The organism is Bradyrhizobium sp. CCBAU 11430 (assembly GCF_028128855.1).
GTDB lineage: Bacteria > Pseudomonadota > Alphaproteobacteria > Rhizobiales > Xanthobacteraceae > Bradyrhizobium > Bradyrhizobium ottawaense.
Genome location: NZ_LBJV01000064.1, coordinates 56,498 through 71,187, shown reverse-complemented (window position 1 = coordinate 71,187; position 14,690 = coordinate 56,498). Strand labels below are relative to the sequence as shown.

General features: G+C 63.5%; 13 protein-coding genes. 8 read left to right on the top strand and 5 right to left on the bottom strand.

The annotated features are described in order from the left end of the window. Nucleotides 1-217 precede the first annotated feature (217 nt). Nucleotides 218-1,624: an MFS transporter gene (locus XI04_RS23555; RefSeq protein ID WP_271610281.1), complete on the top strand. Its 1,407-nt coding sequence runs from the start codon at nt 218-220 to the stop codon at nt 1,622-1,624. 146 nt (nt 1,625-1,770) lie between these two features. After that, on the top strand, nt 1,771-2,964 hold the full coding sequence (locus XI04_RS23550; protein ID WP_038949469.1) for an extracellular catalytic domain type 1 short-chain-length polyhydroxyalkanoate depolymerase: 1,194 nt from the start codon (nt 1,771-1,773) through the stop codon (nt 2,962-2,964). Between the two features lie 198 nt (nt 2,965-3,162). Here XI04_RS23550 and XI04_RS23545 read toward each other — a convergent pair whose 3' ends face one another. Then, nucleotides 3,163-3,465, bottom strand: a complete 303-nt coding sequence (locus XI04_RS23545; RefSeq protein WP_249162434.1) for a hypothetical protein — start codon at nt 3,463-3,465, stop codon at nt 3,163-3,165. Nucleotides 3,466-3,661: 196 nt separating this feature from the next. On the opposite strand from XI04_RS23545, the gene XI04_RS23540 reads away from it, so the two are divergent. Next, nucleotides 3,662-4,030, top strand: a complete 369-nt coding sequence (locus tag XI04_RS23540; protein ID WP_038949471.1) for a winged helix-turn-helix transcriptional regulator — start codon at nt 3,662-3,664, stop codon at nt 4,028-4,030. 3 nt (nt 4,031-4,033) lie between these two features. Here XI04_RS23540 and XI04_RS23535 read toward each other — a convergent pair whose 3' ends face one another. Next, entirely contained in the window at nt 4,034-4,714 is a 681-nt protein-coding gene (locus XI04_RS23535) for an MBL fold metallo-hydrolase (RefSeq protein ID WP_028139596.1), read from the bottom strand. A 184-nt stretch (nt 4,715-4,898) separates the two neighbouring features. Between XI04_RS23535 and XI04_RS23530 the strand changes: the two genes are divergently transcribed. Further along, nucleotides 4,899-6,497 carry an alpha-amylase family glycosyl hydrolase gene (locus XI04_RS23530; RefSeq protein ID WP_271610282.1) on the top strand — a complete coding sequence of 533 codons (1,599 nt, stop codon included), beginning with the start codon at nt 4,899-4,901 and terminating at the stop codon, nt 6,495-6,497. A gap of 179 nt (nt 6,498-6,676) precedes the next feature. Here XI04_RS23530 and XI04_RS23525 read toward each other — a convergent pair whose 3' ends face one another. Next, entirely contained in the window at nt 6,677-8,377 is a 1,701-nt protein-coding gene (locus XI04_RS23525) for an alpha-amylase family protein (RefSeq protein ID WP_038949475.1), read from the bottom strand. 300 nt (nt 8,378-8,677) lie between these two features. On the opposite strand from XI04_RS23525, the gene XI04_RS23520 reads away from it, so the two are divergent. Further along, the gene (locus XI04_RS23520; protein ID WP_271610283.1) at nt 8,678-9,169 is read left to right on the top strand and encodes an MmcB family DNA repair protein; all 492 of its coding nucleotides are present in this window, start codon (nt 8,678-8,680) and stop codon (nt 9,167-9,169) included. 119 nt (nt 9,170-9,288) lie between these two features. Here the strand turns inward: XI04_RS23520 and XI04_RS23515 are convergent, their stop codons facing one another. Both XI04_RS23515 and XI04_RS23510 read right to left on the bottom strand, forming a co-directional pair. Continuing rightward, nucleotides 9,289-9,843, bottom strand: coding sequence for an ActR/PrrA/RegA family redox response regulator transcription factor (locus tag XI04_RS23515; protein WP_008141807.1), 555 nt, complete (start codon nt 9,841-9,843; stop codon nt 9,289-9,291). A gap of 103 nt (nt 9,844-9,946) precedes the next feature. Next, on the bottom strand, nt 9,947-11,269 hold the full coding sequence (locus XI04_RS23510; protein WP_028139600.1) for an ActS/PrrB/RegB family redox-sensitive histidine kinase: 1,323 nt from the start codon (nt 11,267-11,269) through the stop codon (nt 9,947-9,949). 103 nt (nt 11,270-11,372) lie between these two features. On the opposite strand from XI04_RS23510, the gene XI04_RS23505 reads away from it, so the two are divergent. The 3 genes from XI04_RS23505 to XI04_RS23495 all read left to right on the top strand — a co-directional run bounded on the left by XI04_RS23505 (nt 11,373) and on the right by XI04_RS23495 (nt 14,659). Further along, nucleotides 11,373-12,176 carry an ABC transporter ATP-binding protein gene (locus XI04_RS23505; RefSeq protein WP_212429576.1) on the top strand — a complete coding sequence of 268 codons (804 nt, stop codon included), beginning with the start codon at nt 11,373-11,375 and terminating at the stop codon, nt 12,174-12,176. 214 nt (nt 12,177-12,390) lie between these two features. Further along, entirely contained in the window at nt 12,391-13,209 is an 819-nt protein-coding gene (locus XI04_RS23500; protein WP_212475282.1) for an ABC transporter permease, read from the top strand. A 121-nt stretch (nt 13,210-13,330) separates the two neighbouring features. Then, nucleotides 13,331-14,659 carry a polyhydroxyalkanoate depolymerase gene (locus XI04_RS23495; RefSeq protein ID WP_028139603.1) on the top strand — a complete coding sequence of 443 codons (1,329 nt, stop codon included), beginning with the start codon at nt 13,331-13,333 and terminating at the stop codon, nt 14,657-14,659. Nucleotides 14,660-14,690: the final 31 nt, after the last annotated feature.

The following is a 14,690-nucleotide window of genomic DNA, read 5'->3' as shown; positions in this document are numbered from 1 at the left end:
TCAAAGCACACCGACGCAGTTCAGCCTCATCCCGAGGGGACCGCGAAGCGGTCGTCTCGAAGGACGAGGCGCTTGCTCCGATGTCGCCGCGAAGCATGTGCGAGTGCCCTGCCGCAAGCGGGGAGAGGCGAAGAGCGCACGAATCTGACCTCCGAGGTAATCGCGCCACCGCCCACGACCTGAAATCATCCGCACGATAATCCAGGGCCGCGCGCCGATGCATCAGATCGTCACACAACAAGTCGATTCGACCCGCCGTTGGTGGGTGCTGGCCATCGTCGTGGCCGCCCAATTCATGTTCGGCGTCGATGCCTTCATCGTTAACGTCGCAATTCCGACCATTGCGGTCGAGCTGAAGGCATCGCCCGCGCAGATCGAAGCGGTCATCGCGATCTATCTGATCGCTTATGCCACGCTTGTCGTCACCGGCGGCCGGCTCGGCGATATCCACGGCACCAAGACTGTCTTTTTGGCCGGCCTGCTCGGCTTCACGGCGACCTCGCTGTGGTGCGGGCTCGCGCTCTCAGGGGTGGAGCTGATCATCGCTCGCCTCGCGCAGGGCGCGACCGCGGCGCTGATGGTGCCCCAGGTGCTGGCGACGCTGCATCTCCTCTTCACCGACGAGACGCGCAGCCGCGCATTCGCCATCTACGGGATCGTGCTGGGGCTGGCGGGTGCCGCGGGCTTCCTGCTCGGCGGCCTGCTGGTCACGATCGACCTTGCCGGCACCGGCTGGCGTTCGGTGTTCTTCGTCAACGTGCCCTGCGGCCTCGTCATTGCAGGTGCCGCCTGGCGCATCATGCCATCGGTGCCGCGGCGATCAGGGACGAGGCTCGACATCAAGGGCAGCTCGGTCCTGTTCGCGGGGCTGCTGTGCCTGATCGGCCCGCTGCTTTTTGGTCACGATGCAGGCTGGGCACCCTGGCTGTGGGCCGTGATGGCGGTCGGCGGCGTCGTCCTCAAAGCGTTCCTGAAGCTCGAGCAGGCAGTCGCTGGTGCCGGCGGCATGCCGTTGATCGACCTCTCGCTGCTGGCGGACGCCGCTTTCCTGCGCGGGCTTGGCGCCGCCTTCTTTTTCTTCCTTGCCAATCTTTCCTTTTATCTGGTCATGACGCTGTTCATGCAGCGCGGCCTGAAAATTCCGCCGCTGTCAGCCGGCATGGCCTTCATCCCGCTTGCGCTTGCCTTCGTCGTGGCCTCGCGCCACAGCGGCGCGCGGGCGCGTCATCACGGCACCAAGGTGTTGATCGAAGGCTGCGCGCTTCAGATCGCAGGCCTCGCCGCGCTCGCGCTTGTTGCAGCCTGTATCGATGCGCCATCGCCGCTTCTGCTCGCGTTCGTCATGATCATCTTCGGCTACGGTCAGGGATTGGTGATGGCGCCGCTCTCCGGCGCGGTGCTCTCGACCGTCAAGCCTGTCGCCGCAGGCTCGGCGTCCGGCATCTACGGCACGACGGCGCAGATCGGAAATGCGGCCGGAGTGGCCGCAATCGGCGCGGTGTTCTTCGCGGTCGATGCCCTGCAATCAGCGCGCGCAGGATTTCTGGTCTCGCTTGCGCTGTTTGTGACATTAATCATGATCTGTGCCGCATTTCTGTCGTGGATGCGTCGCGCATCTGCGTGAAGTCGAGGCATTGCGGTTAATTCGTGCGGATTTCGGCGGAATTCCCCGTGATTTTCGTGGATTGACAGCGCACGGTCTTTTTATTTTGCAATGCAGCAACTATCTGGTTTGGCTAAGCGTTGAAAGCCGCCCACCAGGAAGTTGCCGTGTCGTTAGCCAAAAATGTTGATCTGTTGAGACGTCTGCCGAGGCTGGACGGTCTGCGCTTTGCCGAGCTCGGCCGGAGCGCGGATGCGTCCAGTCCATTGCAAGAGGTCACCGGCTTCGGCGACAACCCGGGGGCCTTGCGCATGTTCGCGTTCGTGCCGGCGCAGTTGCAGAAGCCGCGCGCGTTGGTCGTCGTGCTGCATGGCTGCGGGCAGGCGGCGGCGGGCTACGATCTCGGCGCGGGCTGGTCGACGCTCGCGAAGCACTATGGCTTCGCGCTGCTGATGCCCGAGCAGCAGCGGATCAACAACGGCAACACCTGCTTCAACTGGTTCAATCCGGAAGATACGGCGCGGGACAGCGGCGAGGCGTATTCGATCCGCGAGATGATCGCGCATATGGCGGAGGCGCATCGCATCGATCCCAAGCGCATCTTCATCACCGGCTTGTCCGCCGGCGGCGGCATGACGTCGGTGATGCTCGCGACCTATCCGGAAGTCTTCGCGGCGGGTGCGGTCATTGCCGGACTGCCCTATGGCATCGCCTCGAATTTGCGCGAGGCACTGGACGGCATGTTTCATTCCCCGGTGCGTCCCGCGCGCGAGCTCGGCGATCTTGTGCGCAATGCCTCGGATTATCGCGGCCCCTGGCCGAAGATCTCGGTGTGGCACGGCAGCGCCGACCGCACCGTCAATCCCGGCAATGCCAACGAGATCGTCAAACAGTGGCTCGATCTGCACGATCTGCCGGAAGCGCCGATGGCGGAGACCAATGTCGACGGCTATCCGCGCCAGGCCTGGTGGGGCAAGGACGGCGAGACGCTGGTCGAGTCCTACGCCATCACCGACATGGCGCACGGCACACCGCTTGGGCTGGCCGACAACGACCAGCGCTATGGCGTCGAAGGCGCGTTCCTGATCGAGGCCGGCATTTCCTCGTCCTATCACATCGCAAAATTCTTCGGCCTCACCGGCTGGATTGCAGACGCTGCAAAGGCGGAGGCCAAGCCTACAAGCAAGTCTACAAGCAGGCCTGCAGCGCAGCCGGCACTGACGCCCGCGCCGCATCTCGCCCGCTCGATCCGCGCAGCGGTCGCCGAACAGCCGGCCGAGCCGACGCGCGAGGAGGCTCGCAGCTTCGATCTCGGCCAGATCATCACGCGCGCACTGACCGCCGCAGGATTGATGAAGTAGCCCCAAACTCCGGACAAGCGCGCCCCAAGCGTGCGCCGATCCGGGACCCATTGCCACAGGGCAAAGTGAGGCGCGAAGGGCCAACTCCGAGTCCCCGCAAACCACGGCTTCCTGTGGTTATGGGTCCCGGATCTGCGCTTCGCTTGTCCGGGACGACAGCGACGTTTGTAGCGATGTCGTTGTGTCAGCCCGCGGAAACTACGCCGTCTGACCGATCCACTCGATCGGCGTCACCGTCACCTCGCCGCCGGCGACCTTCCGCGTCATCTCCTGATAGGTTTTGAAGAAGTCGCGCGATTGCAGCGCTTTTTGCGCGGCATCGTCAGCGACGCTGGCGAGATGGAAATAGCTGCCATCGTCGCGGTTTTTCAAGACGCGATAGCCGATCCGGCCCGTCAGCTCCGGATCGCCGTCGATCGCCTTGATGAAGCGGCCGACCTCCTGGTGCCAGGCGTCCGTCGTACCGTTCCTGAATTCATATCTGATCATGAAGTGCTTCATGTGACGCTCCCTGTTCGTCGTGTGCGTCATCATCTGCGGCTTGCTAGCGATCCCGCAAGTATGGACAAAATTGATAGTATGGACTTTTTCGACGTTGCTCCTATCCTCTTCGCCATAGCGTTTTCGAGCGAAGTGGATGCCGGTTCGCGTGAAGAAAACGCGTCAAAACAAGAATCTAACGCGTGGAGGAGACGACATGGCGAAGGCGAACCCGGCGCGCATCTGTCCGGTCGCGGCCTTTCAGAAGATGATCAGCGGCAAGTACAAGCTGCGCATCGTCTGGGACCTCAAGGACGGCCCGCGCCGCTATGGCGAGATCCGCAGCGGCTTATTGCGCGGCACGGAAGGCAGCGCCGAGATCGCCCCGCGCGTGCTCAGCCGTGAATTGAAGGCCCTGACACAAAGCGGCCTGATCGACCGCAAGGATTTCGGCGAAGTGCCGCCGAAGGTCGAATATCGCTTGACCCGCAAGGGCAATAGCTTCGTGCCGGTCGTCGCGGCGATCCGCGACTGGGGCGATCGTCACCTCACTGAGACCGCCACGCTTGTGGACGCGGCGGAATAAACCTCACATCGCGCCGGTGATGAACGGATTGGTCATCCGCTCCTGGCCGATGCTTGAGCCGGCGCCGTGACCGCAGATGAAGCCGACGTCGTCGCCGAGCGGCAATAGCTTGGTCAGAATCGAGTTGATCAGCGTGGCGTGACTGCCGCCCGGCAAATCGGTGCGTCCGACCGAGCCGGCGAACAGGACATCGCCGACATGGGCGAAGCGCAGCTCCTTGTTGAAGAACACCACGCTGCCGGGCGAGTGGCCGGGGCAGTGGAAAATATCGAATTGCAAGCTGCCGATCGACACGGTGTCGCCTTCGGCGAGCCAACGGTCCGGCGCGAAATTGCGCACGCCGGTCATGCCGAAGCGTGCGCCGCTGTCGACCACATTGTCGAGCAGGAACTTGTCCGCTTCATGCGGCCCCTCGATCGGCACCTTCAGTGCATCGCGCAGATCGGCCGCGCCGCCGACATGGTCGATATGGCCGTGGGTCAGCCAGATCTTCTCCACGGTGACGCCGGTCTGCTTGATCGCGTCCAGGATCTTCGGCACGTCCCCGCCGGGATCGATCACCACCGCCTTCTTGGAGGGCTCGTCCCAGATGATGGTGCAGTTCTGCTCGAACAGCGTCACGGGAACGATGATCGCGCCGGCCTTGGATTGCGAAGAGTCTTGGGTGTCATTTTGCTCGGTCATGGCGCCACAATGCCGATTTTTGCCATGCCGCCAAGCAAAAGATTCGGCCAAGGATCTGGAATGGAGCCTGGAACAACCACGCCCGCCGTCACACGGCCGTCCCAATTGGCTCGCCAATTTGAACCGGGACGCTGCTGCCGCGTTCTTCCGCCCGAGGCGCAGATTTATGGATGGGTTCTCCAGCATGGCTCAGAGCGATAGCAACTGGTGGCGCGACGGCATCTTCTATCAGGTCTACCCGCGCTCCTTTCAGGACTCAGATGGTGACGGCGTCGGCGATCTCGCCGGCATTTTGCAGCGGTTGCCTTACGTCAAATCGCTCGGCGTCGATGCGATCTGGCTGTCGCCGATCTTTCCCTCGCCGATGGAGGATTTCGGCTACGACATCTCCGACTATACCGGCATCGAGCCGCTGTTCGGCACGATGGCCGATTTCGATGCGCTGATCACGGCCGCCCACGACAACGGCCTGAAACTGATCCTCGACCTCGTGCCGAACCACACCTCCGATCAGCATGCCTGGTTCGTCGAGAGCCGCGCCTCGCGCGACAATCCCAAGCGAGACTGGTACATCTGGCGCGATCCGGCACCCGACGGCGGGGTGCCGAACAACTGGCTATCCGAGTTCGGCGGCAGCGCGTGGCAGTTCGATGAGACCACGGGGCAATATTACTACCATGCCTTTCTCGCCCAGCAGCCGGACCTGAACTGGCGCAATCCGGACGTCCGTGCCGCGATCTACGACGTGATGCGGTTCTGGCTCGACAAGGGCGTCGACGGCTTTCGCGTCGACGTGATCTGGCACCTGATCAAGGATGCCGAATTCCGCGACAACCCGCCCAATCCGCATTACGTCGAGGGCCGGCCGCCGAACGAAAGGATCATGACGCAATACTCCACCGACCAGCCGGAGGTGCATGACGTGATCGCCGAGATGCGACGCGTCACCGATGAATTCGAAGCCCGCGTGCTGATCGGCGAGATCTATCTGCCGCTGCACCGTCTCATGGCCTATTACGGCAACGACCTCACCGGCGCGCAGATGCCGTTCAATTTCGCGCTGCTCTTGACCTTCTGGAGCGCGCGCTCGATCGAGACAATCATCGAGGATTACGAGAAGGCGCTGCCGCGCGGCGCCTGGCCGAACTGGGTGCTCGGCAATCACGATCGCCCGCGCGTCGCAAGCCGCGTGGGTCCCGAGCAGGCCCGTGTCGCCGCCATGCTGCTGCTGACGCTGCGCGGCACGCCGACGCTCTATTACGGCGACGAGATCGGCATGCATCAAGTGGCGATTGCGCCGGAGGACGTGCGCGACCCCTTCGAAAAGAACGTGCCCGGCATCGGTGTCGGCCGCGACGGCTGCCGCACGCCGATGCAGTGGGATGCGACCGAATTCGCCGGCTTCTCGGCGGCGCGGCCGTGGCTGCCGCTGCCGGCGCACTATGTGCGCGACAATGTCGTCAATCTCGAAGCCGATGCGCGCTCGATCCTCAGCCTCTACAGACGCCTGATCACCCTGCGGAAGAGCAGTCGGCCGCTGGTCGCCGGCGATTATCATCCGATCGCGGCGCAAGGCGATCTCCTGATCTATCGCCGCGAGGCCGAGGGGCAGGCGGTGATCGTGGCGCTCAATCTCGGCCCCGATCCGGTCGCGGCGACCACCAGCGCGATCCGTTTCGGCAGCAGCATACTGCTGTCGACGTTCCTGGATCGCGAGGACGAGCGGATCGAAGGCGTGCTGGATCTGCGCGGCAATGAGGGCGTGATTGTCGCGCCGCCCTAGCCGTCGTCCCGGACAAGCGCAGCGCAGATCCGGGACCCATAGCCACAGGGAGTGGTTTGGCGAAGACTCGGAGTGATCAGCGCGCCCCAAACTTCTCCCTGTGATTATGGGTCCCCGCTTTCGCGGGGACGACAGCGGAGGGTACGGCTGCGGTGGAGTATAGCGATGCGTAGATGCTCTTACCCCGGATGCTTCTTCCCTCTCACCGTATCCCCGTCGATATCGCTCCGCTTCAGCAGATAATCCAGCCCGCCGACGCGGTACCAGCGATAGCCATACGGCTCCAGCACGATCCGGTGCTGGCCGCGCTTGTCGGCGTGGCTGTGGTCCTCCGCGAGCAGATTGATCAGGTGCGCGCCGGCCTCGTCCGGCAGCCCGGCCGAGAACGCGATCTCGCGCGGCTTCTCGTCGAGATTATGCACGAACAACACCGAATTGTTGCGCCAGTCGTAGCGCATGATGAACACGGCGGGATCGCGCACCGGAATGATCGTGAAGTCGCCCCAGCCGATTTCAGGCACCTCCTTGCGCATACGGACGATGCGCTCGGTCCAGTTCAGCATGGAGTTGGGATCGCGCCGCTGCTTGGCGACGTTGACGTGGGGATAGCCGTAAGGCCCCTTGTCGATCACAGGGCAGGCCGGCTTGTTGCTCTTGGTGAAGCCGCCATGCGGCTCGGTCGACCATTGCATCGGCGTGCGCGCGCAATTGCGTTCCGGCAGTGAGAGATCGTCGCCCATCGCGATCTCGTCGCCATAGCGGATCACGGGCGTTCCGGGCAGCGTGCACATCAGGCTGTAGGCGAGTTCGAGCCGCCGGCGATCGCCGCCCAGCATCGGCGCGAGGCGCCGCCTGATGCCGCGGTCGTAGAGCTGCATGTCCTTGTCGGGACCGAAATTCCTGAACACGGAGTCGCGCTGCGCCTTGGTCAGCCGCCCCAGGTCGAGCTCGTCGTGATTGCGCAGGAACAGGCCCCATTGCGCGGTCGCCGGCCGCGGCTTGGTCGCCTTCAACGCCTTCGCCAGCGGCCGCGAATCTGCGGATGCCAGCGCATAGAACAGGTGCTGGTTGACGTGGAAGTTGAACATCATGTGCATGCGGTCGGCATCGCGGCCGAAATATTCCATGTCCGTCTTCGGCAGCACATTGGCTTCGGCGAGGATGATGGCGTCGCCCTGCCGCCATTGCAGGAATTCGCGGAACGCGCGCAGCATGTCGTACTGCTCGACCGGCTTCTTCACCTTCGCACCCTTGGTCGCGATCACGAAGGGCACGGCGTCCATGCGGAAGCCGGAGACGCCGAGCTGGATCCAGAACCCCATGATCTTCAGGATCTCGGCCTGCACATGCGGGTTCGAGGTGTTGAGGTCGGGCTGGAAATCGTAGAAGCGGTGGAAGTAATACGCGCCCGCTTCCTTGTCGCGCGTCCAGGTCGTTTTCTGCACGCCGGGAAACACCATGCCCTTGTCGGCACCGGCCGGCTTCTTGTCGGACCACACATACCAGTCGCGGTAGGGCGAGTTCTTGTCGCGCCGCGCCTCCTTGAACCAGTGATGCTGATCCGAGGTGTGGTTGACGACGAGGTCGATGATGATGCGGATGCCGCGCTGCTTGCAGCCGTGGGCGAACTCGACGAAATCGCCGAGCGTGCCGTAACGCGCATCCACGCTGTAATAGTCGGCGATGTCGTAGCCGTCGTCGCGGCCGGGCGAGGTCTGGAACGGCATCAGCCAGATCGTGGTGATGCCGAGGCCATGCAGATAGTCGAGCCGGCGGAGCAGGCCCTTGAAGTCGCCGACGCCGTCACCGTTGGCGTCCATATAGGAGCCGACGGAAAGGCAGTAGATCACGCCGTTCTTGTACCAGAGATCGTCGATCATCCGCGCAGCCTCGGTGGTTCCGCCGAGGTGCGGCGGCTGCGTGATAAGTGCGTGGGGGAGGGGAGGTTCCGTGTTTCATCCTCGGTGTCGTCCCGGACAAGCGCGGCGAAGCGGAGCGCCGATCCGGGACCCATAACCACAGGGAGCAGTTTTGCGATGACTCGGAGTTACCTGAGCGCCCTACAACAACTCCCTGTGGTTATGGGTCCCCGCTTTCGCGGGGACGACGGCGGAGATCGAGGCTGCGCTTAGGCTCCATCGAGCAGTGTGCAGTTCTACGGAATCGGCTATCCTCCCCCCATGGACAATCCCGCCCGCAACATCGCCCTCGTGCCGCCGCCTGATCGCCGCCAGTCGGAGACGGCGCTCGCGGTCGCGCGCGGCACCGCGCGGCTGCTGCGTTCGCTCGGCTTTACCTGCATCAGCGAATTGCCGCTGCCCTCGGGCCGGCGCGCCGATCTCGTGGCGCTGAACGAGCGCGGCGAGATCTGGATCGTCGAGATCAAATCGTCGGTGGAGGATCTGCGCGCCGACCAGAAATGGCACGAGTACCGCGCCCATTGCGACCGGCTGTTCTTCGCCTTCACTCAGGACCTGCCGTGCGAGATCTTTCCGGAAGGCACCGGCCTGATCATCGCCGACGCCTATGGCGCGCACCTGCATTGCGAAGCGCCCGAGCACAAGCTCGCAGCCGCCACGCGCAAGCAGATGACGGTGCGGTTTGGAATGGCGGCGGCGCTTCGGATCAACCGGCTGGTCGACCCGCAAGGGCATGCGGATTTTTGGGAGTAGCGGCGCCGCAAACATCGGTGCCGTAGGGTGGGCAAAGCGAAGCGTGCCCACGATCTCTATCCAACGCAAACAGAGCGTGGGCACGGCGCTTGCGCGCCTTTGCCCACCCTACGAGACCGCTACCTCGGCGCGCGCTTGGCGAGAATGCGCTGCAACGTCCTGCGGTGCATGTTCAGCCTGCGCGCCGTCTCCGAGACGTTGCGGTTGCACATCTCGTAGATGCGCTGGATGTGCTCCCAGCGTACGCGGTCGGCGGACATCGGGTTGGTCGGCAGCTCGGATTTCTCCGCGCTGGTCGACAGCAGCGCCGCGACGACGTCGTCGGCATCCGCCGGCTTGGAGAGATAATCGATCGCGCCCATCTTCACCGCGGTGACGGCGGTGGCGATGTTGCCATAGCCGGTCAGCACGATCGCGCGCGCATCCGGGCGCTTCTTCTTCAGCGCCGAGACCACGTCAAGGCCGTTGCCGTCGCCGAGCCGCAAGTCCACCACGGCGAATGCCGGCGCTGCCTTGCCGATCTGCGCAAGACCATCCGAGACGGTGTCGCACGACGTCACCGCAAAGCCGCGCGTTTCCATGGCGCGCGACAACCGCTCCAGGAACGGCTTGTCGTCCTCCACGATGAGCAGCGAGCGGTCGGTCTGTTCGTTCAGTTCGGCGATGGCGTTCAAGGTTTTGTCCTCTCTCCAACGCGACTACATATGGCCTCGCAATCGGGCGGTGCCAAGGCCGCCGATAGTCGATCGGCCCTGTTGTGCGACGCAAGGTCGCGGCCTATCCTATTGTTTCTTCGAGGCTCTCGATAGCCTCAAAACGCTGTCGCGGCCATGTGATCTGCACCACCGCGCCGTGTTCCGGAAAGATCCGGTTGGTAAACGAGACCTTGGCGCCGGTGCGTTCCAGCAACGTGCGCGCGATGAACACGCCCAATCCGAGACCGCGTCGCTCACCGCTGCCCTCATCCGTGGTTCGTCGCCGCGACAGATAGGGCTCGCCGATCCGGTTCAGGATGTCGGGCGGAATGCCGGGGCCGTCGTCGGAGATCAGAAGCTCGATCGTGTCCTTGTTCCACCACGCGTTCACTTCGACGGTGGTATGGGCGAAATCGACCGCGTTCTCGACGATGTTGCCGACGCCGTAGAGGATCGCCGGATTGCGCGAGCCGACCGGCTCGGACACGGCGGCGACCGCGATCCGCACCTTGATCTCGACGCCGAAATCGCGGTGCGGGGCCACCACCTCCTCGATCAGCTCCGACAGCTTCATGCGGTCGAACGGCGCGCCGGTGGAGGAGAGCTGGGTGATCTTGCTCAAGATGTCGCGGCAGCGCTGGGTCTGCTCGCGCAGCGTCTTCAGGTCGGCGGCAAAGCTGGCGTCCTTCACCGTCTTTTCCAGCTCGCGCGAGATCAAAAAGATCGTCGCGAGCGGCGTGCCGAGCTCGTGCGCGGCCGCGGCTGCGAGGCCGTCGAGCTGCGTCAGATGCTGCTCGCGCGTCAGCACCAGCTCGGTCGCGGCCAGCGCGTCCGCAAGCTTGCGCGCCTCCTCGGTCACCTGGAACGAGTAGAGGCTGGTGACGCCGATCGCGAGCACGATCGAGAGCCAGACGCCGACGAGGTAGATCGGCGGCAGCACCAGGGGATCATCGGAATCCCAGGGCAGCGGCAAATGGAAGAAGAACAGGACCGAGGCGCAGGCTACCGCAAGCACACCGAGGCCGAAGGTGAAGCGCGCCGGCAGCGCCGTGGCCGAGATCAGCACCGGCGCGAGGAAGAGGAACGAGAACGGGTTCTGCAGTCCGCCGGTGAAGTACAGCAGACCGGCCAGCTCCACGATGTTCAGCGCGAGCAGTCCGGCCGCCTGCATCGGCTCCAGCCGCTGCAGCGGATTGGACACGGTCTGGAGCGCCAGATTGAGCGCGGCCGACAAGGCGATGATGCTGACGCAGGGGACGATCTCGACGTTGAATTCCAACCCCTGCGCCACGATGAAGATCGCGGCGAGCTGGCCCAGCACCGCCAGCCAACGCAGCCGCAGGATCGTGTCCAGGCGGATATGCCGCTGCGCGTGGCGAAAGTCGGAAGCAGCAATTTCAGTCATATCGGCCAATGGGGGTGCCTTCCAGATCACAAACGCTGGGCTCGCGGAACCACCGGATTACAAGCCTTGCGCTATCCGCTGCAATAGCAGAAGAACGACCAGCATGACCGAGAATGACAAGGCTTCAAGTCGGCCGACTGTCGCGGAGCGCAGCTCGTCCGCGGCGATCGCGGTCGAGCATCTCGTCAAAATCTATAAGCAGACCCGAGCGGTCGACGACATCTCCTTTTCGTTGCCGCGTGGCAGCATCACCGGACTTCTGGGCGGCAACGGCGCCGGCAAGACCACGACCATCGCGATGATCATGGGCCTTGTGCTGCCGACCTCCGGCCGCGTGCAGGTGCTCGGACATCGGATGCCCGAGGAGAGCGCTGCCGTGCTGGGGCGGATGAATTTCGAGAGCCCCTATGTCGACATGCCGATGCGGCTCACGGTGCGGCAGAATCTCACCGTGTTCGGCATGCTCTATGCGGTGAAGAACCTCGCCGGCCGCATCGCCGAGCTCGCGGACGATCTCGATCTCACCGAATTCATCGACCGCGCCAACGGCAAGCTGTCGGCCGGGCAGAAGACCCGCGTCGCGCTCGCCAAAGCGCTGATCAACCGGCCCGAGCTGCTGCTGCTGGACGAGCCGACCGCCTCGCTCGATCCGGATACCGCCGACTGGGTGCGGGCGCACCTGGAGCGTTATCGCAAGGACAACAACGCCACCATCCTTTTGGCTTCGCACAACATGCTCGAGGTCGAGCGGCTCTGCGACCGCGTCATCATCATGAAGCGCGGTCGCATCGAGGACGACGATACGCCTGAGGCGATCATGGCGCGCTACAATCGCACCACGCTGGAGGAGGTGTTTCTGGACGTCGCGCGCGGCCGGGTGAACGGCGCGAAGGAGGCGGCAAGGTGAGCGGTCGTACCCGTATTCGTAGCCCGGATGGAGGTCTGTCATTCCGGGGCGCGCGGAGCGCGAGCCCGGAATCCATAATCACAGGCGGCGGTTGCGAGGCGAGACGGGTCACTCCGAGTCTTCGCCAAATTGAGTTTCGTGGTTATGGATCCCGGGCTCGCGACGATGTCGCGCCCCGGGATGACAGATCCCATCCGGGTCAGGTTATCGCGCGATGACGGACATCCCCCTCCACCGCGGCATCTCCGTCCATCGCATCGGCGCGATGATCCTGCGCTACTGGTACCTCCTGCTGTCATCCTGGCCGCGGCTGCTCGAATTGCTGTACTGGCCGGCGCTGCAGGTCATCACTTGGGGTTTCATCCAGTATTACATCGCCGAGAATTCCAATTTCTTCGCGCGCGCCGGCGGCACGCTGATCGGCGCCGTCATCCTCTGGGATATCCTGTTCCGCGGGCAGCTCGGCTTCTCCATCTCGTTCCTGGAGGAGATGTGGGCGCGCAACATCGGCAACCTCATGATGAGCCCCTTGAGGCCGATCGAGTTTCTGCTGTCGCTGATGGTCATGAGCCTGATCCGGCTTGCGATCGGGATCATTCCGATGACCTTGCTCGCCCTGTTCATGTTTCACTTCAATGTCTATGCCCTGGGCCTGCCCTTGATCGCATTCTTCTGCAATCTGATCTTCACGAGCTGGTCGGTCGGCATCTTCGTGTCGGGTCTCGTGCTGCGAAACGGCCTCGGCGCCGAGAGCATCGTCTGGACCCTGATGTTCGCGATCCTGCCGCTCGCCTGCGTCTACTACCCCGTCAGCGTGTTGCCGGTCTGGCTGCAATACGCCGCTTGGGCGTTGCCGCCGACCTATGCCTTCGAGGGAATGCGCGCGCTGCTGATCGAAAACACCTTCCGCGCCGATCTGATGCTGGAGGCGCTGGCCATCAACGCCGTCTTTCTGGTTGCATCTTTTGCATCATTCCTTGCCCTTTTGCGCAGCGCCAAACGGCACGGCTCGCTGCTGTCGGGCGGTGAATAACGTCACTTTCCCGTGGATTCAGGCTGGTTTAGCCGCTTCGGCTCCGTAGATGTACGGAACCATGCATTGACGCAATATTGCGCATTCGGCAGTATGCTGCGATGCGAAGAGGGATATAGCGATGCCTATTGGTGAGTTTGGCGGCGCACCGCCCCTGGCTGCAGAAGGCAGTCCGGTCCTGACGACGCCGATGTACTGGATGTACGAGATGGCACACGCCTCTCTCAATCCGGCACGTGCGGTCACTGACGCGACCAAGCTGCTGTTCCAGAATCCTCTCAATCCCTGGGCGCGCACCGAGGTCGGCAAGTCGGTCGCCGCGGCCTGCGAATTGTTCGAGCGCACCACGCGCCGCTACGGCAAGCCGGAATGGGGCCTCAACGACACCGAGGTCAACGGCATCCGCGTCCCCGTCGAGATCCGCTCGGTCTGGGAAAAGCCGTTCTGCCGGCTGCTCTACTTCGATCGCAAGTTCGCTCGTCCCCTGCGCAGCCCGCAGCCGCGCGTGCTGATCGTGGCGCCGATGTCCGGGCATTATGCGACGCTGCTTCGCGGCACGGTCGAGGCCTTCCTGCCCGCGCATGAGGTCTACATCACCGATTGGGCCGATGCCCGAATGGTGCCGCTCAGCGATGGCCGCTTCGATCTCGACGATTACATCGACTACGTCATCGAGATGCTGCACGTCCTCGGCGGCAACACCCATGTCATGGCGGTGTGCCAGCCCTCCGTGCCGGTGGTCGCCGCCGTCTCGATCATGGAAGCGCGGCGCGATCCCTTCGTGCCGACCTCTATGACGCTGATGGGCGGCCCGATCGACACCCGTCGCAACCCAACGGCGGTGAACAATCTCGCCCAGGAGCGCGGCATCGACTGGTTCCGCAACCACGTCATCACCAAGGTGCCGTTCCCGCATCCCGGCATGATGCGCGACGTCTATCCGGGATTTTTGCAGCTCAACGGCTTCATCAGCATGAATCTCGACCGCCACATGGACGCCCACAAGCAGCTCTTTGCCCATCTGGTGAAGGGCGACGGCGACCTCGTCGACAAGCATCGCGAGTTCTATGACGAATATCTCGCGGTGATGGACCTCTCCGCCGAGTATTACCTGCAGACGGTCGACACCGTGTTCGTGAAGCACTCGCTGCCGAAGGGCGAGATGACCCATCGCGGAACACGCGTGGACCCATCCAAGGTCACGCGCGTGGCGTTGATGACGGTCGAAGGCGAGAACGACGACATCTCGGGTCTCGGTCAGACCGAAGCGACGCACACATTGTGCAGCTCGATCCCCGATCATCGCCGCGTTCATTACGTCCAGAAGGGCGTTGGACATTACGGCGTGTTCAACGGCTCGCGCTTCAAGTCGGAAATCGTTCCGCGAATCCATGACTTCATGGTCTCAGCTGCGAATCCGAGTTCATTGCAGGCTCTGGCGGCCGAATAACCTTCGTTTTCGGCTTTCCCGTCGAAAATCC

Excerpts from the sequence above, each read along its gene's own strand:
- XI04_RS23495 (WP_028139603.1), top strand. The coding sequence starts at position 13,331 with ATGCCTATTGGTGAGTTTGGCGGCGCACCGCCCCTGGCTGCAGAAGGC.
- XI04_RS23505 (WP_212429576.1), top strand. The coding sequence starts at position 11,373 with ATGACCGAGAATGACAAGGCTTCAAGTCGGCCGACTGTCGCGGAGCGC.
- XI04_RS23525 (WP_038949475.1), bottom strand. The coding sequence starts at position 8,377 with ATGATCGACGATCTCTGGTACAAGAACGGCGTGATCTACTGCCTTTCC.
- XI04_RS23530 (WP_271610282.1), top strand. The coding sequence starts at position 4,899 with ATGGCTCAGAGCGATAGCAACTGGTGGCGCGACGGCATCTTCTATCAG.
- XI04_RS23545 (WP_249162434.1), bottom strand. The coding sequence starts at position 3,465 with ATGAAGCACTTCATGATCAGATATGAATTCAGGAACGGTACGACGGAC.
- XI04_RS23500 (WP_212475282.1), top strand. The coding sequence starts at position 12,391 with ATGACGGACATCCCCCTCCACCGCGGCATCTCCGTCCATCGCATCGGC.
- XI04_RS23540 (WP_038949471.1), top strand. The coding sequence starts at position 3,662 with ATGGCGAAGGCGAACCCGGCGCGCATCTGTCCGGTCGCGGCCTTTCAG.
- XI04_RS23535 (WP_028139596.1), bottom strand. The coding sequence starts at position 4,714 with ATGACCGAGCAAAATGACACCCAAGACTCTTCGCAATCCAAGGCCGGC.
- XI04_RS23555 (WP_271610281.1), top strand. The coding sequence starts at position 218 with ATGCATCAGATCGTCACACAACAAGTCGATTCGACCCGCCGTTGGTGG.
- XI04_RS23510 (WP_028139600.1), bottom strand. The coding sequence starts at position 11,269 with ATGACTGAAATTGCTGCTTCCGACTTTCGCCACGCGCAGCGGCATATC.
- XI04_RS23520 (WP_271610283.1), top strand. The coding sequence starts at position 8,678 with ATGGACAATCCCGCCCGCAACATCGCCCTCGTGCCGCCGCCTGATCGC.